Below are 18,469 nucleotides of genomic sequence, written 5' to 3' on the forward strand. Positions count from 1 at the left end.
ACGGATCGCCTCCCAGCACGCGAGTTACGTGCTCAATCACGCGAGTTACGTGCTCAATCACGTGAGTCACGTCCCCCGCATGCGTTGCGAAAGCCACTTTCGCAACCTTCAACGTTGCGAAAGTGGCTTTCGCAACACCCGGAATCCGAACCGCACCGTCCCTCAGAACCGGAACCGCAGGATCCGTCCCATCTTCTTGAACGCCGGGAACAGTCCCGCGATCCACAACTGCGCCCGCATCGACCCGGAAATCCGCTCCTTCACCTCGGGCGTCGCGTAATCCGTCGAGTCGAGCCCGGAAATCAGCGTCAGCCCGAGCCGCTCCAGTTCGGAGATCTCGTCGATGCCCCAGTACAGCGTCGCCTTGGCCTTGCGGACCACGGGATTCAGTTTCTGCAGTTTGATCCCGAGCCTGCTGAAGATGTCGAAGACCATTTCGCCGCCCTGGGGGAAATGCGCGATCAGCCGCCGCAGCAATTCCTCGCCTTCGGACGGGCGCAGGTACATCGTCAGCCCCTCCGCGATCACCAGACCGGGTTTGTCCGACGGGATCTCGTCGATCCAGGCGAAGTCCGTCACGGACGAGCCGATGGTCCGGTAGCCGTCCCGCTCGGGGTAGATCCGGGCGCGCAGGTCGACGACCTCGGGATAGTCGACGTCGAACCAGCGCACCGAGGGCGGCGGGTCGACGCGGTACACGCGGCTGTCCATGCCGCAGCCGAGTTGGACGACGGTCGCGTCCGGATGTTTCCGGAGGAACTCCGAGGCCCAGTCGTCCATCGGCTTGGCCCGCATCGCGACCGTCAAGCCCATGTCGGCGGTGACGCCCAACGAGCCGAAGTCGTAGTCGATCTGCTTGACGGCCTCGTCTGCGGCCTTGTCGCCGAGGATCGGCCGGTCGCCGCGGGCATCGAGCGCCCGGCCGTACAGCGTGGCCAGCATCGTCGCCTTCTCTTCGGTGAACCGGACCTTCTCCATCGCACACCCCCGTCAGAAGTTTCACAAACTTCTGAAAATTCTACTCGCGGGGAGCCGGTCACGCCATCAGGGAAACGTCAATCCCTGGCCGTGTAGTCGTGGACGTAGGTCTTGGCGTCGAGCAGATGCCGCAGGGTGATCTCCCGCGCGGCCGCCGCGTCCGACCGGCGGATCGCTTCGAGGATCGCGCGATGCTCGTCGACGGCCTTCCGGATCTGCCCCGGAAGCCGGAGTGCCGCGCGCCGCTCCTCGCCGACCAGCGAGAGCACCGAACGCAGCAGATCGGTGACGTCGTCGTTGCCGGCGTTGCCCGCGATCACCCGGTGGAATTCGGCGTCGGCCGCGATCACGCGCAGCATGTCGCCGTCGGCCGCGGCCTGGTCCATCTCGTCGACGGTGCTTTCGAGCCGGGCGAGCACCCGCGGCGTGTGGTCGAGCGCGAGCCGCTCGGCCAGCGTCGGCTCGACGGTGGTGCGCAGGTCGAACAGCTTCTCGACCAGTTGCTCGTGCTCGGAGAACCAGCCGCGCAGCGGTTGTTCGTCGATCTTCTCGCGGACATACGTGCCCGAACCCGGCCGCACCTGCACGTAGCCGATGGAATCCAGCACCCGCAACGCCTGCCGCAGCGAACCGCGGCTGATCCCGAGCTGTTCGCAGAGCGTCCGTTCGGCGGGCAGCCTCGACCCGGCGGGGAGCCTGCCCGAATCGATCATCGTGCGCAGATGATCGACGGTCGCACTCCACACCTGTTCGCGCTCGTCGTCGGCCACGGCGTCATCCTCGCAGGTTCGGCCGCTCGCCCGGGACTGTCGGTGGCCGATGCCATCATCGAACGATGACTGGGGTGGCAGGGTTGATCAAGGCATGGGTGCACGGCTGGGCGCTCTCCCGCGGCGTCGGGATCCCGGTGGCCGAACCGGACGGCTACCGGCTCGACGTCGGGCGTCCCGGGCATCGCGTGCGATATGTGCTGGCGGACGCCGGTTCGGCCGGGCGCCGGGCCCGTTCGCTGACCGAGCCGGGCACGTGGCTCAAGGTGAGCGGCTCGCGGGACGAGGTGGCGAAGACGGTGCCGCCGGAGTGGGAGGTCGGCCCGCCGGAGTACCTGATGAGCGCCGAGCTCGCGCTGCGGCCGGTCATGGCCGCGCCCGAGCCGTACCGGGCGGAGCTGGTCGGCGACGGCGTGGTCACCGACGTGGTGGTGCGCGCGCCCGACGGTTCGCGCGCCGCGACCGGCCGGGTCGCGATCGCCGGTGGCACGGCGGTGATCGACCAGGTCGTGACGGAGCCCGAGCACCAGCGGCGAGGGCTGGGCAGATTCGTCATGCGCCGGCTCGACGAGGTGGCGGTCGCGGCCGGGGCGGAGCGTGCCGTCCTGGTCGCGACGGAAGAAGGACGGGCGCTGTACCTCGCGCTCGGCTGGACGGTCGCCGCGGAGATCACCGCGGCCCATCTGCCGGAGGAGAACGGCCGGTCGCGATCGAGGACCCGGCCGGACACGGCCCGCTAGGCAACGAGTTCTGCGTCTTCCCCCCGAACGAGACATAACGGGCTCGTTGCATGTTCGACTAGACACATCCACAGCGCGAAAGGAGGTAACGGTGCTTAGGGTGCGGACGTGAGTGCTTTATGACGTGGTGGCACGCGGTCGTGATCTTCGTCGCGGGGCTCTGGGCGGGCACCATCAACACGGTCGTCGGTTCGGGCACCCTGGTGACCTTCCCGGTCCTGGTCGCGCTCGGCTACTCGCCGCTGACGGCGACGACGTCCAACGCGATCGGCCTCGCCCCCGGCACGGTCAGCGGGGCGATCGGCTACCGCGAGGAGCTCAAGGGGTACTGGCCCCAGGTCGCCAAGCTCGCCGTGGCGTCGTTCTTCGGCGCGATCTGCGGGACGATCCTGTTGCTCTCGCTGCCGAAGGACGCTTTCGAGACCGTCGTGCCCGCGCTGGTCGGGCTCGCGGTGGTGCTGGTGATCGTCCAGCCGCGCGTGGCCGCCTGGGTGGCGAAGCGCCGCGAGGAGAACGGGACGGTCCACAAGATCGGGCCGCTCCTGCTGTTCCTGATCTTCCTGATCGGCATCTACGGCGGATACTTCACGGCCGCGCAGGGCGTGATGATGATGGCCGTGATGGGGATGCTGATGTCGGAGTCGCTGCAACGGCTCAACGGCGTCAAGAACGCGCTCTCCGCGGTCGTGAACATCGTCGCCGGCGCGATCTACGCCTTCATCGCGCCGGTCAGCTGGCCCGTGGTCGCGCTGCTCGCGGTCGGGTCCACGATCGGCGGCCAGATCGGCGCGAAGATCGGCCGCAAGCTCTCGCCGAAGGTGCTGCGCGGTGTGATCGTCGTGATCGGCCTCGCCGCGATGGTGCAGCTGCTCCTCAAATAGCAAACGGCCCGCACTCCGTCCACGAAGTGCGGGCCGCCGCGAAGCCTTGTCAGCGCGGGAAATCCCCGGCCGCTTCGAGGAAGAGGTCGTTCTCCTCGGGCGTCCCGATGGTCACTCGCGCGCCTTCGCCCGCGAAGGGACGCACGATCAGCTTGCGCTCGAGTGCGTGCTCCGCGAACTCGGTCGTCCGCTCGCCCAGCGGCAGCCAGACGAAGTTCGCCTGCGTCTCCGGGACCTCGTAACCCTTGGCCACCAAGGCATCCCGGACGCGGGTGCGTTCCGAGACGATCTCCTTGCAGCGTTCCAGCAGTTCGCCGGCCGCGTCGAGGGAGGCGATGGCCGCCGCCTGGGCGATCATGTTGACCGAGAACGCGACGTAGACCTGCTTCAGCGCGACGGTGATCGCTTCCGGCGCCACGGCGTAACCCACGCGAAGGCCGGCGAGGCCGTACGCCTTCGAGAATGTCCGAAGCACGGCGACGTTGTCCCTGCCACGCGCCAGCTCGACGCCGTCCGGCACCTCGGCGTCGGTCACGAACTCCTTGTACGCCTCGTCGAGCACGACGAGCACGCCCGACGGCACGGCGTCGAGGAAGCGCTCCAGTTCCGCGCGCCGCACGACGGTCCCGGTCGGGTTGTTGGGGTTGCACACGAAGACCAGCCGCGTCTTGGGCGTGATCGCGGCGAGCATCGCCTTTAAATCCAACCCATGTCCAACTGTCAGCGGCACCTTCACGCTGACGGCGTTCGCCACCTGCGTGACGATCGGGTACGCCTCGAACGAACGCCACGGGAAGACGACCTCATCGCCCGGTCCGCACAGAGCCTGGATCATCTGCTGGCAAAGGGAAACCGAACCGCAGCCGACGGCGATCCGCTCGACCGGCTCGTCCAGTTCGCGGGCCAGCCGCTCGACGAGCCCGGAAGCCGTGATGTCCGGATACCGGTTGATGCCCTGCGCCGTCTCGGCTATGGCCTGCGCCACACTCGGCAGCGGCCCGCCGGGCACCTCATTGCTCGCCAGCTTGATCGCGCCCTGGATTGTCCGGCCAGGGACGTACTTCGGCAACGATTCGAGATCCGCACGCGGCGAAACAGGGGACATCTTCGGCGCTCCTACGTCTGGGGGACGGCTCCGACACCGTATCCTCCCGCGCGAAGGCAAGCTCCGAATATTTACCTAAGAGTGGTCTGATGGAGGAATGACCCTCACGACCACCGTGGAACACCAGCACGCCGACGGCCACACGCTGCGCCTGACCTTCGCCGAACCGGACGGTGTCGTCCGTGGCGGGCTCGTGGTGCTGCATGGGGAGGCCGAAGAGGTCGAAGAGGGTCTGGACCTGCTGCTGGCCGGGCTCGCCGGCGAAGGCTGGCTCACCGTCACCCCGCATCTCGACCGCGACGACCTCACGCAACAGGATCTGCTCGAAGCCACCGACGCGACGCTCTCGTGGCTCGGCGAGCGCGGTATCCAGGCGGATCTCGTCGGTGTCGTCGGTTTCGACCTCGGCGGGACCGCCGCGCTGGTCGTGGCGTCGAACCGCAGGCTGGGCGCGGCGGTGAGCGTCGGCGGGCAGGGCGTCACCGGGCTGCCGGTGCTCGTCGAGATCGCCGGACGGCTCACCAGCCCGTGGCTCGGCATGTACGGCGACGCGGGTGACGAGGCCGGAGGCGCCGAGGTCGAACAGCTGCGTGACGCGGCGGCGACGGCGGACGTCGCGACGAACGTCGTCCACTACCCGGGCGCCAACCACCGCTTCGACGCCGACCCGGACGCGGCCGCGGAGGCCTGGCAGCGCACGTTGAATTGGTTCGACGCCCACCTGCGCTGACGCCATTCGCGCTAGCATTCCCCTGAGATGTGACAGGGGAGGGTCGAATGGCACAGTCACCCAAGGTACCTGCGACGCCACAAGCCGCGTTCGGAGCTTCGGCTCCGGCGCTGGCTCCGGTGGCGGGTCAGATCCGGGATGCCAAGACCGATGCCAAGAAGGGGACCGTCAAGGTCTCCGAGGACGCCGCCAAGAAGCTCGTCGACGCGCTGCTGAAAGCACGCCATGAGCTCAACGCGCTGATCAAGGACTCGACGGAGTTCAACGCGCCCTTGAAGCTGGGCGACAACTTCGTCGGCCACACCATGAGCGAACGCTTCCAGGGCGCCGCGAACAAGGGGACCGAAGCGGCCGTACCCGTTCTCAAGGACTTCGCCGTGGTGCTCAAGGACTTCCAGCTCACCGTGATGGCGGCGCGGAAGATGTACGTCGCCGCCGACGAGGAAGGCCAGGAGCAGCTCGAACGGGTCGCCCGCCGGTTCGACATGGAGGACATCGTCGAGCACGAGCGGAAGGACGAGCACTGATGCGCAGCCTTCCCATGCCGTGGCCGCCGCGGGAGCCCGAACCGCGGCCAGGCCCCGAACACCTCAACGCCGACATCGACTGGATGAGCTACTCGCATCGAGAGCTCTACGAGATGGTCCACAACGAGCTGGACCTCGCGAGCGCGGAAGCCGTCGCCGCGCAGTGGACGAAGATCAGCGCGTTCCTCGACAGGGTCGGGTCCGAGCTCAGGGCGGCGCTCGTCGCCACCGCCGACGGCTGGACGGGTGAGGGCGCGGACAGGGCCCGTGACGCCGCGATCAAGCTCGTCGACTGGGCGGGCGACACGGGCTGGCGCGCGGAGAACGTCGCGAACTGCGTGCGCCGCCAGGCGGACATCGCCGACACCGCGCGGCGCACGATGCCCGAGCCGCCGGGGCACGCGCCGCGGCCCAAGATGCCGGAGCCGCCGAAACGCCGTCCGATCCCGGTCTCCGACGATTCGACGCAGGCGATGTCGGCGTCGGCGCCGTCCGGATCCGGCTTCGCCGAGGCGGGACGGATCGTCGCCGAACCCACCGACGAGAGTTCGCAGGATCTGCACCGGCAGGCGGCCGACGTGATGACGCGGATGCAGCGGAGCTCCGGCGAGGTCTACGAGAACGTTCCGACCTTCACCTCGTACGGCAAGCAGCCGAATATCCTCAAGACGCCCGAAGAGCCGGAACCGAAGCCGAAACCCGAACCGACGCCGGAACCGGTGCCGCCGCCGGACGACTCCACGCGCAGCAGTGGCGCCGACGACGCCGCCCCGATCCAGGTCCGGGAGCCTGTCGAGACGCCGCGCGCGCCCGGCGCGAGCAGCGGGGCCTACGTGCCGCCGCCGTCGCCCGGGTCCTCCGGGGGAACCCACGAACAGCTCGGACGGGGCAGCCAATCCGGTGCCGGCGGTTTCGGGCCGTCAGGACAGCCCGGTCAGCCTGCCGGGACGAGGGCCGCGGCCGCGGGCATGGGCGGCTTCGGCGGGATGCCGATGGGGATGGCGCCCTCGCAAGGACGGCAGGGCGAAGAGGACCATAAGGCGCCGGACTACCTCGTCGAGGATTCCGACATCTGGGGCCTCAGCGGGCACGTGACCCCGCCGGTCATCGGCGAAGACCCGAGGAGCGGTCGCTGATGGACTGGATCCGGTTGCACATCGGCGAACTGTTCCTGCTCTGGTCCGCGCACGGACGCGACGAACTGCCCGCGGTCCTCGAGGTCCCGCACGTCGGCCGGACACCGGAGTTCCGCGCGGAACTGGTGGCCACGGCGAACGGGGCGCTCTCGGAACGCGGTCTCGGCACGGTGGAGGCACCCTCGCCCGAGCTGGTCGGGCTGCTGCACACCGTCGCGAACAGCGAACTGACGCTCGACCTGCGGCTCGACGGCGATCCGGCGTACCGGGCCGTCGGCTGCGTGTCCGATCGCGGCGCGGTCGCGATCGGCGTCTCGGGTACCGATGTCGAGCTGTCGGCTCTGCGGGAGCCGCTCGTCGCCGCGACCTTGCTGCAGGCGTTGCCGCCGTGCGACCAGGGGCGGGGCCTCTCGGTCAATCTGCGCGTCGACGACTACACGGCCGCGTGCGAGGCGGGGGAGCGTGGCGGGCAGCCGGCGTTCTCCGACGTTCTTCGTGACGCCGGGCTGCGTGAACCCGAGGTCATCGTGATGGTGCGGATCGCGACACAGCGGATCGGCAGCGGACGGCTCGGCGCGACCAGGAAGTCGTGGGAGGGCCGCTGGGTGCGCGGCGAGGGCACGTTGACCTGGGTGGACACCCCCGACGGCCGCTACGGGCTTCGTCGCGACCGAGGGTGGCTGACCATCACCCCGCTCGACGCGGCGCGGCTCAAGACGATGGCGTACGAGCTGTTCACGGGGGCTCGCCAGTTCGGTTAACGAGGGTTAACATCGCGGGGTGACGCACACCGCCGACGCCCCAGAAGTGCTCTGGCGCCCTGAGCCGAGCCGCCTGTCCGACACCAAGATCGACGCGTTCCGCCAGTGGCTGCGCACCGAACGCGGCGTGGAAGTCGACGACTACAACACGCTGTGGGAGTTCTCCGTCCAGCGCGGACCGGAGTTCTGGTCCGCCGTCGCCGATTTCCTCGGCGTGCGCTGGCACGACGAGCCAGGCGAGGTGCTCACCGGCGAGATGCCGAACGCGCGATGGTTCGAAGGCGGCACGCTGAACTACGCCGAGCACTCGCTCATGCCCGGTGTCGCGGGCGCCGCGAAGGCCGACGACGAGGTCGCCGTGATCTTCCATCGCGAAGACGGCCTCTCGTCGCAGCTGACCTTCGGCGCCCTGCGGTCCGCCGTCGCCTCCGCGCGGGAAGGGCTGCGGAAGCTGGGCGTGTCCAAAGGGGACAGGGTCGTCGCGCTGGCGCCGAACTGCCCGCAGACGCTGATCGCCTTCCTCGCCACCGCGAGCCTCGGCGCGATCTGGTCGTCGTGCTCGCCGGACTTCGGCGTCCGCGCGATCACCGACCGGTTCGCGCAGATCGAGCCGAAGGTGCTGATCGCCGTCAACGGTTACGTCTACAATGGACGGTGGTTCGACAGCCGGTCGACGGTGAACTCCCTGCGCGACGAGATCTCCACGCTCGAAGCCACGGTGCTCGTCGACTACGCGGGCGGCCGCCTCGACGGCACTCTCGACTGGGACACGCTGCTCGCCGACAACGCCGGCGCGGAACTGGCCTTCGAACCCGTCGAATTCGGTCACCCGCTGTGGGTTCTGTACTCCTCCGGGACCACCGGCCTGCCGAAGGGCATCGTCCACGGCCACGGCGGCATCACCCTCGAACACCTCAAAGCCCTTGCCCTGCAAAGCGACCTCGGCCCGGGTGATCGGTTCTTCTGGTTCACCACCACCGGCTGGATGATGTGGAACTTCCTCATCTCCGGCCTGCTGACCGGAACCACGATCGTGCTCTTCGACGGCAGCCCGGGACATCCGGACCTGAACGTGTTGTGGCACTTGGCCGAACAGCACCGCGTCACCTACTTCGGCACGTCGGCGCCGTACATCCAGAGCTGCCTGAAGGCCGGCATCAAACCGGCCGAACGCTACGACCTCACCGCGTTGCGCGCCTTGGGGTCCACCGGCGCGCCGCTGAGCGTCGAGGGCTTCCGGTGGATCGTCGACGAGGTCGGCAAACGCGTCCAGATCTGCTCGGTCTCCGGCGGCACGGACCTGTGCGCGGCGTTCGTCGCCTGCGCCCCGGACGTCCCGGTCTGGCTGGGCGAGCTTTCCGTCCGCGCGCTCGGCGCCGCGGTCGCCGCGTTCGACGAGCAGGGGAAGCCCGTCGTGGAGACGGTCGGCGAACTGGTGATCACCGAGCCGATGCCGTCGATGCCGGTGTTCTTCTGGAACGACCCGGACGGCTCACGGCTGCGCGAGGCGTACTTCGAGATGTACCCCGGGATCTGGCGGCACGGCGACTGGATCCGGATCACCGGCCGCGGCTCCGCGGTCATCTACGGGCGCAGCGATTCGACACTGAACCGCGGCGGCGTCCGGATGGGCACGGCCGAGTTCTACCGCGTCGTCGAGTCGTTCGACCAGGTCGCGGATTCGCTGGTGATCGACACGTCGGCGGCGGGCAACGAGGACGGGCAGCTGCTGTGCTTCCTCGTGCTGGCCGAGGGCGCGTCACTCGACGAGGTCGAGCCCGCCCTGCGCAAGGAACTGCGCGGGGCCCTCTCGCCGCGGCACGTGCCCGACCGGTTCGTCCAGGTGAGCGAAGTACCCCGGACGCTCAACGGCAAGAAATGCGAGGTTCCGGTCAAGAAGATCCTTTCGGGGGTTTCACCTGACCGCGCCGTCAGCCGGGATGCCCTGCTGAACCCCGACGCCCTTGTACCGTTCGTGGAGCTGGCAAGGAGTTAACGGGAGCGGGATTTGGCGGGTGCTTGGCGGGTGGCGGGTGCCACCTCGGTGGCGGTGATCACCTGGGTGACGCGACTGGCCGGACTGCTGGCCCTGGTCTCGGTGCTGGTCCCGGCCGGGCGGCGCACCCTGCGTGGACGCGTCGCCGAATGGCTGGAGCTGCCGCACGAGGCCACGGTCGGCGCGGCGACGGTCGCACTGGTGACCGGGGTGCTGCTGATCCTGCTCGCCACCGGACTCAACCGGCGCAAGCGCCGGGCCTGGCAGCTGGCGGTCGCCGCCGCCGCGCTGCTGACCGTGTCGCACCTCGGGCTGCGGCACGCCCTCGGCGCCGGGCTCGTGTCGCTCGCGTTGCTGATCGCCCTGATCGCGACGCGGCGGCACTTCATCGCGCTCCCCGATCCGGTGACCGGCCGATGGCGCGCGATCCGGGTCTTCCTGCAGCTGACGGCGGCCGGCGTCGCGATCAACTTCGCGCTGCTTTCGGTCGCGCCCGTCGCCGCGAGTGCCGCCGACCGCCTGGCGCAGTCGCTGCTGGCCCTGATCGGCGTGAGCGGTCCGGTGGTGTTCCCCGCGCTGTGGCTGGAGGACCTGTCGGCCGCCGTCGGCCTGCTGTTCGGCATCGGCGCGGTCCTGCTGGCGGCGTACTTCCTGCTCCGCTCGGCCGAACCCGCGCCGGAGCTGACCGACGACGAGGTCGAGCGGCTCAGGGCGCTGCTGGGTGAGCGGGACTCGCTGGGCTACTTCGCGCTGCGCCGGGACAAGTTCGTGGTCTTCTCGAAGTCGGGGAAGGCCGCGGTGACCTATCGCGTGATCGCCGGTGTCGCGCTGTGCTCGGCGGACCCCCTCGGTGACCCGGAAGCGTGGCCCGGCGCGATCGAGGAGTACCTGGACGTCTGCCGCCGGTACGCCTGGACCCCGGCGGCCATGGGCTGCTCGGAACTGGGCGCGACCGTCTGGGCCCGCTTCGGGCTGGAGGTGCTGGAGATCGGCGACGAGGCCGTCGTGGATACGGAGACCTTCACCCTCGAAGGCCGCGTCATGCGCGGAGTCCGCCAAGCCGTCTCACGCACGAAGCGCGCCGGCTACACCGTCCGCGTCCGCAAGGCCGAAGACCTGCCTCCCGCGGAACTCGACGAACTCCGCACCCTCGCCGCCACCTGGCGCGGCACCGACACCGAACGCGGCTTCTCGATGGCCCTCGGCCGTATGGGCGATCCAGGCTCGGTCCTGGTGACCGCGGAACACGACGGCCGGGTGCGCGGCCTCCTCCAGTTCGTTCCGTGGGGCGAGAAGGGCCTCTCGCTGGACGTCATGCGCCGCGACCGGACCGCCGACAACGGCGTCAACGAACTGATGATCTCCGAACTCCTCCTCACGACCCCCGCGCGGCACGTGTCCCTGAACTTCGCCGCCTTCCGCGCGGTGCTGGAGCAAGGCCAACGCATCGGCGCCGGCCCCGTCGCCCGCCTGTCCGCCCGGACATTGCGATTCTTCTCACGCTGGATCCAGATCGAGACCCTCTACCGCTTCAACGCGAAGTTCCAGCCCCGCTGGGTCCCGCGCTACCTGGCCTACCCCGCGGCCCGCGACCTACCCCGAGTCGGCGTCGCCGTCTTCGAAGCCGAAGGCCTCGGCGGCCGACCATCCGGCCTGCTCAGAGCCCTGCAACGCGTCTAAGGGGGGCCCCTTCCAAGGGTGTCCACGGGGTGTGTAACCTATTTGAGCAGTGGTCGTTGGGCCTGGGAGGCTTCGCCTAGTCTGGTCTATGGCGCCGCACTGCTAATGCGGTTGGGGGTAACCCCCCCTCCCGGGTTCAAATCCCGGAGCCTCCGCTGGTGCCTGTTCCGGCAGGTGCTAGATTGATAACTGAACAAGCGCCCGTAGCTCAGCTGGATAGAGCATCTGACTACGGATCAGAAGGTCAGGGGTTCGAATCCCTTCGGGCGCACGTCTGGTTGAGACAGCACTAAGGCCCTCCCGTTCGCGGGAGGGCCTTTTTGTCTGTCCTGTATGGATCTCGGGCGTCGCCTAGGTAGGAGTCAAGGCTGTGTGCATCGAGGTACCGACTGTCTGTAGTGACTCCAACCGAGTAGCAGCGACTGGATATCTATGGCGACCGCTCGTCTGGTGAGACCGCGGCTACTTATGGGACGGGATCGACGGGCCGTCGTCCAGGACCCGCGAAGGCGACGTGTGCCCGCCTTAAGCTGCGCTGCGGCGTGGCTCGCTTACCCCTGAGGGGTCGCTTCCAGTCGGCGTCGCACGTAGGCTAAATCTAGTGAGCAATGCTTTGCGATCAGCTCGTGGTGACGTCGTTGCCCTTCCTCGACCGTTGCGTCATCGGTCACGTAGACAACCACTAGTGGCCTAGTTGGCGCTGTCACAGCCTCGTTGACGGCGGCCCAGAGCAGGTCTCTGAAGGTGCGTGGCCGGCCCCAGCAGACATAGCGCTCTTGTACGCCGTCAGTGACCACGCAATGCATCGGCTTCTCTCGAATGGAGTTGGGCTTGATCGCCCACTTTTCGCCGAGAATCTCTGTGATGAACTCATTGGCGGGCGAAAGCCTCTTTGTAGCGTATGCGGCGTACGAGCCGAAATTTTCTAGGGCTCGGGCGTACTCCTTTAGCGGGCCGTCCTTAAGCCACACTCGCATGCCCTCAGCCGTGTAGTAGTCCGCCAACTCACCTCCAATCGATTCATCCTCTACCCAGCGGGTGTAGTAAGCGGTTCGTTCGCGTGTCGAAACCCCCTCCCAGTCCAGTGATCCCACTTGTCGGTAGAGCTCACGAATGACAGCTTCCCTAATCTCCTTAGGAACTGCGATCGCAGGCATGATTCCCCTCGCTTCAGGAATTGCTGCTCATATAACGACCAAGTGTTGCGACGACTCGGTCCGCGACCGTAGTCGGGTCTTCGTGCTCCCAGCACCGAATCACTGTCCACCCTTCATCGGCGAGCAACTGATTGGTTTCGGTATCGCGTTGTATGTTGGCGGAGATCTTCCTTCGCCAGAACTCCGAATTCTTTCTCGCTGGTCGATGGTGTTTCTCGCAACCATGCCAGAAACAACCGTCAACGAAGATCGCTAGGCGTTCCTTGGTGAACACGATGTCAGCGGTACGCCGGAGACCAGGTAGCGGTCGCGCGGACACTCGGTACCGCAAGCCTCGGGCATGCAGTTCTGAGCGCAGCTGAAGTTCTGGAGTCGTGTCCCTTCCTCGATTCCCTCGCATCGAGGCTCTTACCTCGGGGGAGGAGGCCCACGACTCGTTGGGAAGCACCTCGTCCTTTACCAACCCTAGCGAACGAGCCTTCGCCCATCCTTCGGCGAGATTCGCTGAGCGCGTTGAGTGCTCCACCACGCTAAGAGACCTTGAAACAGTGCGGCCATTGTCTCGCCACCTTAGGTGTGCGCGAATGACTCCCGTCGTGATCGACACCTTGAGTATGACGGAACCACGAGTGGTCCGTCCGGCTTCCAGGCGCACAGCCCGCAGATGTCGCCCGCCTGCGGCCTTGTCTTGCTCGGCCTCGGCCATCGCTCTTGACTGGCCGCGTTTGGCCTTCCAAGCGCGAGCGGGCGGTTCGATCACGATCGCGTCTGGACGTCGTCGAGTACTGTCGCCACAGCCTTCGCGAACACCTGGCCCAGCAATACCGGGACAGCGTTACCGAGTTGCCGCATCTGCTCGCCGCGCGGACCACGTAGCTTCCAGTCATCGGGGAAGGTCATGACTCTGGCCGTCTCCCGAACTGTCATGTATCGGTGTCGGTACTCGCGTGGCTTTCTAGTTCCTTTGACCGGTGTGTCGGTCAGCATCACGGATTCACCGCCCGGAACGCCGTGTACTCCTGCCTTTACGGTCTTCGCGGGACGATCGAGGACGTTGGGAGTGTGACCAGCGTAGATACGAGCATCAGGCCAGCCAATGTGCTCTTTTGGCATATTATCGTACTGTTTCCGATCGAGCTTGCTCCAAGGTACGTCGGGAAGAGGGGAGGAGAATTCATCTCCGGCTAACGCATCTCGAAGAGTTCGCCAAGGCATCAAGTCTGGCGCTGCCTCGTCGAAGGGGAGCGTGGCTTGTACCTCACTCATGACGTGCTCGATTACGTGTGATGGAATCTTTGCCCGGCCTTGGACGCTGTTGTGACGATCCCAGTATTCGCCGGAAGCTATCGTTGTAAGGAGCGCCGACTTTGAGTGGGTCGGTTTGGTCGCCCTTTTCAACAATTCGACGTCGATGTCGAGATCGCCGCGGAACCCAACGATAATGACGCGGTTTCGGATCTGCGGCACCCCGTAATCCGCAGCATTCACCGGAAATGTAAAGACTTGGTACCGCTCGGCGGAGTTAGTGCCTTGACGTTGTTCCTTGTCGCGAAGGATAGCGTCGTGCTGAAGCCAGCTGGCGTCAGGGTCGCGCTCCTCGAAAGGGAACATTAGCTCCCTGACAATGTAGTCGAAGTACGGTTTGAACGATGGGCGCAGAAGGCCTCGAACGTTCTCGCATATGAAGGCCTTTGGTTTTATCTCGCGAATGGCACGGAACATCTCGGGGAACATGTTCCGCTTGTCTTCGTCACCTTTGGCGATCCCGCCGAGGCTGAAAGGTTGGCACGGCGGGCCACCCGCTAGGAGATCGACCGCACCTTCCAAATAGCCCATTTTGAGGTCGCGGATGTCTCCTCGAGCCAAGGGGACGTGGTCCCCGGGCTCGGGGATCCTCTCCTCTTCGCCTCGTGAGACGGCGCCGTTAGCTTCCAGAGTGTCGCACGCGTACTTGACATACTCGTTGAGGAGTAACGGCCGAAAACCCGAGCGATGGACGGCCATCGCCAGCCCGCCGCCGCCCGCGAACAGCTCCACCGACGTACGTTCTGATGGATTGGGTTCAGCCGACATGCGGGGAGCTTACCGTGCCGGGAGACATCGGCGTCACAAGGCGGAAGTGGTGTCCGCCTTGCGACGCCGACGTGAGAGTCCGATCAAGCGTCAACGATCGCGTACAGTGGCTTCTCAGGCACGACTACCTGGTATACCAAGGGGCGGTGATCGGCAGGAAGGGCGACATCCGGTAGCTGGAGCATGAGAGCCATCACCATCCGGGTGGGGTAGCCCTCCGTAGCAATCTCGCGGTTCAACTCGTCCTTCTTCATCACCGGGTAGAGGATCGCGCAGCCAGAAGTCGAGGTCCTCCGCGGAAGATGTTCGATCGCTCCACGGTGTGCGCTTTCAGAGTTGCCTCGGATGCTCTCGTCTGTACCCACGGTTCGGCCGTGGACAGTAAACTCGCCAACACCGCGGATGTTGACTCGCCTACCAGACTTCTGTTGCGGGAGCATGATGTCCCACCGGTCGATAACGTCCTCGGTGAGGCTTGCGATCCATGCTAGGTCCGCAGTGAATTTATCAAGAGTGGCCCACTCCAGTTTACGCAGGACGGAGACCATCTCTTGGTGAGAAACCTCGCCAAGGAACGCATCGAAGGTTCGCCCGTTGCCTGGTAGTGCAACTAAGTCTTTTGCGGTTTCAAGCACTGGAACGAAGGCATCGATGTTTCGATCGAGAGCGGCTTGATTAGTGAGCAACGGGTAACCCGAACTTGGTTCTTTCGTGCGAGTGCGGCGTTCCACAAGTTTGGCGTTGTACATCTTATTTGCCGCCGTGGGCCTGAGGCCATGACGTGCCACCAAAGGCGGTATATCGAGCGGAGTGAAAATCGGACGTCCGTCCACCATGGTGGCATACTGGCGCAGCTCACTCCGAAAATGCTCTTCATCTCGACAGGCCGCTTCAAACGCATCTCGGACGCCTGGAGTGATGAAGAGTCGAACGAGATCTCGATAGCCCTGCCGGAAGCCGAACCAGCGCCCCATTTGCATAAGCGCTTCGGCGTGGCCGACTCTGCGTGAATAGTAGGTGACGGTGAGTCCTTCTACTGTAAAACCGCGAGCGAGCTTATTGCCGCCGACTAGTACTCGCCAGACAGACCTCTTGTCGAAGTCTAGATCTTCTTGCTCGATATCTTTATCGCTGTTCACGACCAATACGGGATTTCCGTTCGGCGCGATTCTGCGGACGGCCTCGCCGAGAAATTGTGTGAGGTCTTCGAAGCTTGGGGGTATTGAATATCCAAGGTTGAGCGCCTTCGAAACTGGTGCGAAGTCATTTTCGAAGAGAGCTTGGAGTCTGCCGTGTGCCCGTCCGCTCAGGTATCCAGCTCCTCGCCATAGATCCTGGATGGTTTCCGCGCGCGACCGCTGACCGGCCTTCCGCATTGTTTCATGCACCAGCATCGTGTGGTGTTTGAATGATTCAGACCCGGTAGCTTCGCGATGCAGTTTGATCGCCGCTGTGATGACGAAAGAGTCCAAGGCCGCTTGAAGTTCGCTTTCGTCCTCGTCGTCTTTCTGGTCAAGCAGAAGTCGGAGGTGGGCCATCTCTCTTGAGTTGCGGAAATCGCGCTCGATGTCCGGATCTAGGTCAAGATCGTGGAAATCCTCGGCGCCCATATAGCCCAGTGGACGTTCCAGCGAGATGAGGTAGTCCTTTGGAAAGATATCCTTCGCGTCCGTGGGATCGACGAACACATTCGCAAATGGAGTTGCCGTATAGCCGATGTATTGTGCACGCGGCAGCATTTCGAGCAAAGTAGACAGGCGCTTATTGATTGTCGTTCGCTCTTTTTTATCCTCGTTCCATTTCCGCGGATCCGTCGTATTGACGGAAGCCTGATCGGATTCATCATCGATGATCAACGTGGGAATATTTTCAAGTCGATCGGCTGTATTCTTGAGGTCTTTCACTAGGTTGTTGAGCACGGTGGCGTTTTTCTTTACAATGATTAGCCGAGCGTCGCTGGTGAAGAGATTGTCCTGATGCCACAGTGGTTTGGTTCGATCTCGACGCTCGAACTCGAGTGCGGATCGTCCTTGTTGGAGGCGTCGGTAGTCGAACTGGCGGTTGGTCATCCGATGGATATCTGGCCTGCCGATCTCTGAAGGCCAAGCACCGTGCCGGACGAAGCGGTCAGCGACCCAGTCTTCGTCGTCTAGGTAGTCGATGAACTGGGCGGCGTCTGGGTCGCTTTCCTCGGTGCCGCGGAGGATGTTCTCACGGCCCACTAACTCCATGTCCAGTCGCCGCTGGGTCTGCTCGCGCAGTATGTTGGTAGTACCCGTCATCACGATGATGAGGCGATAGCCGGCATCGATGGACTTCGCGATCACCCCAGTGAAATTCGCGGTCTTACCGCTCTGGACATAACCAACAACTAGCCCCTTGGTCTGCCCGGCCTTCTCTCGGGACGGATCGGTCAACCGCTCTACGACGCGAGTGGTGGCGGTGTCTAGATTTGCGATCGCGTCGGCGTGCCAGCCTCGACGGGTGCGCAGATAGTCGATGTAGTGACCCCAGTAGAAGTCACGCGTTCGTTTGAGCTCATCTGTATACCACCGATCCCATGGGCCCGCGATCACTGTCGTCCCGTCACCCTTGGCTAGAGGAAAATGCCTGGCGATCTCGGCCGCTGTTTCGGGGTTGAGCTGGAGCGCCGTGACTACCCGCGTGCGGCGTTCCTCGGTGTTTGGTTCAGTGCCGACGGTCCAGGAGTTATCCTGAACAGGTGCATTGTCCCATTTGGCGAGATTCAGGTGGAAGTCGAGCCGCAGCTTGTCATCGGGACCGCTAGTCGCGAGATGATTCCGCAGCTTTTCTTCCGATACGTCCAGGTTAGGATCAAGGTCGTCCGCTTCTACCTGTGCGCGCCGGACGAGACCGCGTGGAGCGTTATCTTCCATGGCGCGCAAGGCGCTGGTGTATGCCTGGACGAGTGGGCTGATCATGTCCATCCTTCAAAGGCGCAGGAGAGCCGGACAATCTCCGGAGGCTCGTGTGTGCTGGCGAAGCCGTCGAGGTCGATTCTGTAGTGGATCTCAGTAATGCGATCCATGACGACGCCACGGTCGCGCAGGTCCTCTGGCGTGAGCCGCGGGAAGGCGTCGGTCACCTCATAGCCGCGACTGGTCGCTCGCCGGGTCCAGCGTGCTGTCAGGCGTTCTCGGTAGTCATCCCGCCAGCCGGCCTGCGAGAGTGCGTCCGCGAAGCGGTCCTGGTCGTAACCGGGGCCGATCCGTGCTGAGACCGCATCGACAAGGTCTGGAAGACCGAGGCCTGCTCCCACGCCTGCTGTCGTGAGTTGGTGCGATACGAGCCAGAGAGGCCGTCCTACCTTAGGCACCAGTTGGGTCAGTGATTCGATCCAGTGTGTCCGAGATTCGGACGTAGTGGTCTTGACCTCGAGATCTAAGTCTGGAAGACCGAAATCGTGTTCCTCATTCTGGCTTCCGCACCACGCTTCGACCGCTGCGGAGGCGCCGAGTCGTTCGATGAGTCCGCCAAGAACCAGCAACTCGCCGAACAGGCCGATTTCGCGATCCCGCGGTAGAGAGTCAGGTACCCGCAGTAACGAGGACATTCGGTCGAGGGTCGCGTGCAGTGCTTGAGCCGGCGACATACCGCCGAGCTGGACCCGGTCTGCCACCGAACATAGAACAGGGTAGGCGTCATGGAAAAGCTCCGGGGTTCTAACGACTACCTCGAAGTAGTTTTTCCCGTGTCGCAGGGCGATTCGAGCGAAGATGTTGCGCAGTCCAGTGTCTGGCGCGTCATCGTTAGTCGAGATTTCGATCCGCAGCCCCAGCTCCTGCGCACGTGGCTCGATGAACACGAACGCCTCAGGCGCTCCTGGGACCGGAAGCACCACGGGCACTCCGCCGCCGAGTAGTTGGTCGAAGCCTTCGGCGGAGACGTGACGCTTGTCGATCGTCAAGCTCGGT

16 protein-coding genes and 2 tRNA genes are annotated in these 18,469 nt (G+C 65.1%); 10 read left to right on the forward strand and 8 right to left on the reverse strand.

All coding sequences use genetic code 11. The features are described 5' to 3' along the window. Nucleotides 1–162: 162 nt before the first annotated feature. Both ACIHAO_RS03980 and ACIHAO_RS03985 read right to left on the reverse strand, forming a co-directional pair. Nucleotides 163–978 carry a class I SAM-dependent methyltransferase gene (locus ACIHAO_RS03980; RefSeq protein ID WP_396554623.1) on the reverse strand — a complete coding sequence of 272 codons (816 nt, stop codon included), beginning with the start codon at nucleotides 976–978 and terminating at the stop codon, nucleotides 163–165. A 77-nt stretch (nucleotides 979–1,055) separates the two neighbouring features. Then, entirely contained in the window at nucleotides 1,056–1,748 is a 693-nt protein-coding gene (locus ACIHAO_RS03985) for a FadR/GntR family transcriptional regulator (protein ID WP_125780671.1), read from the reverse strand. A 74-nt stretch (nucleotides 1,749–1,822) separates the two neighbouring features. Between ACIHAO_RS03985 and ACIHAO_RS03990 the strand changes: the two genes are divergently transcribed. Beyond that, entirely contained in the window at nucleotides 1,823–2,488 is a 666-nt protein-coding gene (locus ACIHAO_RS03990) for a GNAT family N-acetyltransferase (RefSeq protein ID WP_396554799.1), read from the forward strand. A 119-nt stretch (nucleotides 2,489–2,607) separates the two neighbouring features. After that, nucleotides 2,608–3,369: a sulfite exporter TauE/SafE family protein gene (locus tag ACIHAO_RS03995; RefSeq protein WP_396554624.1), complete on the forward strand. Its 762-nt coding sequence runs from the start codon at nucleotides 2,608–2,610 to the stop codon at nucleotides 3,367–3,369. Nucleotides 3,370–3,418: 49 nt separating this feature from the next. Here ACIHAO_RS03995 and hisC read toward each other — a convergent pair whose 3' ends face one another. After that, complete coding sequence (hisC, locus tag ACIHAO_RS04000; RefSeq protein ID WP_396554625.1) at nucleotides 3,419–4,474, reverse strand: histidinol-phosphate transaminase; 1,056 nt, start codon at nucleotides 4,472–4,474, stop codon at nucleotides 3,419–3,421. Between the two features lie 97 nt (nucleotides 4,475–4,571). On the opposite strand from hisC, the gene ACIHAO_RS04005 reads away from it, so the two are divergent. From ACIHAO_RS04005 to ACIHAO_RS04040, 8 genes are all read left to right on the forward strand, one after another. After that, the gene (locus tag ACIHAO_RS04005; protein ID WP_396554626.1) at nucleotides 4,572–5,204 is read left to right on the forward strand and encodes a dienelactone hydrolase family protein; all 633 of its coding nucleotides are present in this window, start codon (nucleotides 4,572–4,574) and stop codon (nucleotides 5,202–5,204) included. A 47-nt stretch (nucleotides 5,205–5,251) separates the two neighbouring features. Continuing rightward, the gene (locus ACIHAO_RS04010) at nucleotides 5,252–5,731 is read left to right on the forward strand and encodes a hypothetical protein (RefSeq protein ID WP_233611254.1); all 480 of its coding nucleotides are present in this window, start codon (nucleotides 5,252–5,254) and stop codon (nucleotides 5,729–5,731) included. Beyond that, nucleotides 5,731–6,867 (forward strand): PPE domain-containing protein, encoded by a 1,137-nt coding sequence (locus ACIHAO_RS04015; RefSeq protein ID WP_396554627.1) that lies wholly within the window; start codon nucleotides 5,731–5,733, stop codon nucleotides 6,865–6,867. The genes ACIHAO_RS04010 and ACIHAO_RS04015 overlap by 1 nt, the downstream gene beginning before the upstream one ends. Further along, nucleotides 6,867–7,628 carry an ESX secretion-associated protein EspG gene (locus tag ACIHAO_RS04020; protein WP_396554628.1) on the forward strand — a complete coding sequence of 254 codons (762 nt, stop codon included), beginning with the start codon at nucleotides 6,867–6,869 and terminating at the stop codon, nucleotides 7,626–7,628. The genes ACIHAO_RS04015 and ACIHAO_RS04020 overlap by 1 nt, the downstream gene beginning before the upstream one ends. 19 nt (nucleotides 7,629–7,647) lie before the next feature. Further along, nucleotides 7,648–9,624, forward strand: a complete 1,977-nt coding sequence (locus ACIHAO_RS04025) for an acetoacetate--CoA ligase (protein WP_396554629.1) — start codon at nucleotides 7,648–7,650, stop codon at nucleotides 9,622–9,624. Between the two features lie 30 nt (nucleotides 9,625–9,654). Next, entirely contained in the window at nucleotides 9,655–11,304 is a 1,650-nt protein-coding gene (locus tag ACIHAO_RS04030) for a phosphatidylglycerol lysyltransferase domain-containing protein (RefSeq protein ID WP_396554630.1), read from the forward strand. A 65-nt stretch (nucleotides 11,305–11,369) separates the two neighbouring features. Next, nucleotides 11,370–11,459, forward strand: a tRNA-Ser gene (locus ACIHAO_RS04035). A 42-nt stretch (nucleotides 11,460–11,501) separates the two neighbouring features. After that, nucleotides 11,502–11,575 (forward strand) — tRNA-Arg (locus tag ACIHAO_RS04040). Nucleotides 11,576–11,855: 280 nt separating this feature from the next. Here ACIHAO_RS04040 and ACIHAO_RS04045 read toward each other — a convergent pair. The 5 genes from ACIHAO_RS04045 to ACIHAO_RS04065 form a co-directional block, all read right to left on the reverse strand. Next, complete coding sequence (locus ACIHAO_RS04045; RefSeq protein ID WP_396554631.1) at nucleotides 11,856–12,461, reverse strand: hypothetical protein; 606 nt, start codon at nucleotides 12,459–12,461, stop codon at nucleotides 11,856–11,858. Between the two features lie 13 nt (nucleotides 12,462–12,474). After that, nucleotides 12,475–13,167, reverse strand: a complete 693-nt coding sequence (locus ACIHAO_RS04050; protein WP_396554632.1) for a very short patch repair endonuclease — start codon at nucleotides 13,165–13,167, stop codon at nucleotides 12,475–12,477. 50 nt (nucleotides 13,168–13,217) lie between these two features. Beyond that, nucleotides 13,218–14,534, reverse strand: a complete 1,317-nt coding sequence (locus ACIHAO_RS04055; RefSeq protein WP_396554633.1) for a DNA cytosine methyltransferase — start codon at nucleotides 14,532–14,534, stop codon at nucleotides 13,218–13,220. 83 nt (nucleotides 14,535–14,617) lie between these two features. Beyond that, the gene (locus ACIHAO_RS04060) at nucleotides 14,618–17,476 is read right to left on the reverse strand and encodes a Z1 domain-containing protein (protein ID WP_396554634.1); all 2,859 of its coding nucleotides are present in this window, start codon (nucleotides 17,474–17,476) and stop codon (nucleotides 14,618–14,620) included. Then, the gene (locus ACIHAO_RS04065) at nucleotides 17,473–18,462 is read right to left on the reverse strand and encodes a PD-(D/E)XK motif protein (RefSeq protein WP_396554635.1); all 990 of its coding nucleotides are present in this window, start codon (nucleotides 18,460–18,462) and stop codon (nucleotides 17,473–17,475) included. The genes ACIHAO_RS04060 and ACIHAO_RS04065 overlap by 4 nt, the downstream gene beginning before the upstream one ends. Between the last annotated feature and the right edge of the window lie 7 nt (nucleotides 18,463–18,469).

The sequence above is a fragment of the Amycolatopsis sp. NPDC052450 genome (assembly GCF_044547565.1).
Classification (GTDB): domain Bacteria; phylum Actinomycetota; class Actinomycetes; order Mycobacteriales; family Pseudonocardiaceae; genus Amycolatopsis.

Coding starts and splice junctions, on each gene's coding strand:
- ACIHAO_RS03980 (WP_396554623.1), bottom strand. CDS start 978: ATGGAGAAGGTCCGGTTCACCGAAGAGAAGGCGACGATGCTGGCCACG.
- ACIHAO_RS03995 (WP_396554624.1), top strand. CDS start 2,608: ATGACGTGGTGGCACGCGGTCGTGATCTTCGTCGCGGGGCTCTGGGCG.
- hisC (WP_396554625.1), bottom strand. CDS start 4,474: ATGTCCCCTGTTTCGCCGCGTGCGGATCTCGAATCGTTGCCGAAGTAC.
- ACIHAO_RS04005 (WP_396554626.1), top strand. CDS start 4,572: ATGACCCTCACGACCACCGTGGAACACCAGCACGCCGACGGCCACACG.
- ACIHAO_RS04010 (WP_233611254.1), top strand. CDS start 5,252: ATGGCACAGTCACCCAAGGTACCTGCGACGCCACAAGCCGCGTTCGGA.
- ACIHAO_RS04015 (WP_396554627.1), top strand. CDS start 5,731: ATGCGCAGCCTTCCCATGCCGTGGCCGCCGCGGGAGCCCGAACCGCGG.
- ACIHAO_RS04020 (WP_396554628.1), top strand. CDS start 6,867: ATGGACTGGATCCGGTTGCACATCGGCGAACTGTTCCTGCTCTGGTCC.
- ACIHAO_RS04045 (WP_396554631.1), bottom strand. CDS start 12,461: ATGCCTGCGATCGCAGTTCCTAAGGAGATTAGGGAAGCTGTCATTCGT.
- ACIHAO_RS04050 (WP_396554632.1), bottom strand. CDS start 13,167: ATGGCCGAGGCCGAGCAAGACAAGGCCGCAGGCGGGCGACATCTGCGG.
- ACIHAO_RS04055 (WP_396554633.1), bottom strand. CDS start 14,534: ATGTCGGCTGAACCCAATCCATCAGAACGTACGTCGGTGGAGCTGTTC.
- ACIHAO_RS04060 (WP_396554634.1), bottom strand. CDS start 17,476: ATGATCAGCCCACTCGTCCAGGCATACACCAGCGCCTTGCGCGCCATG.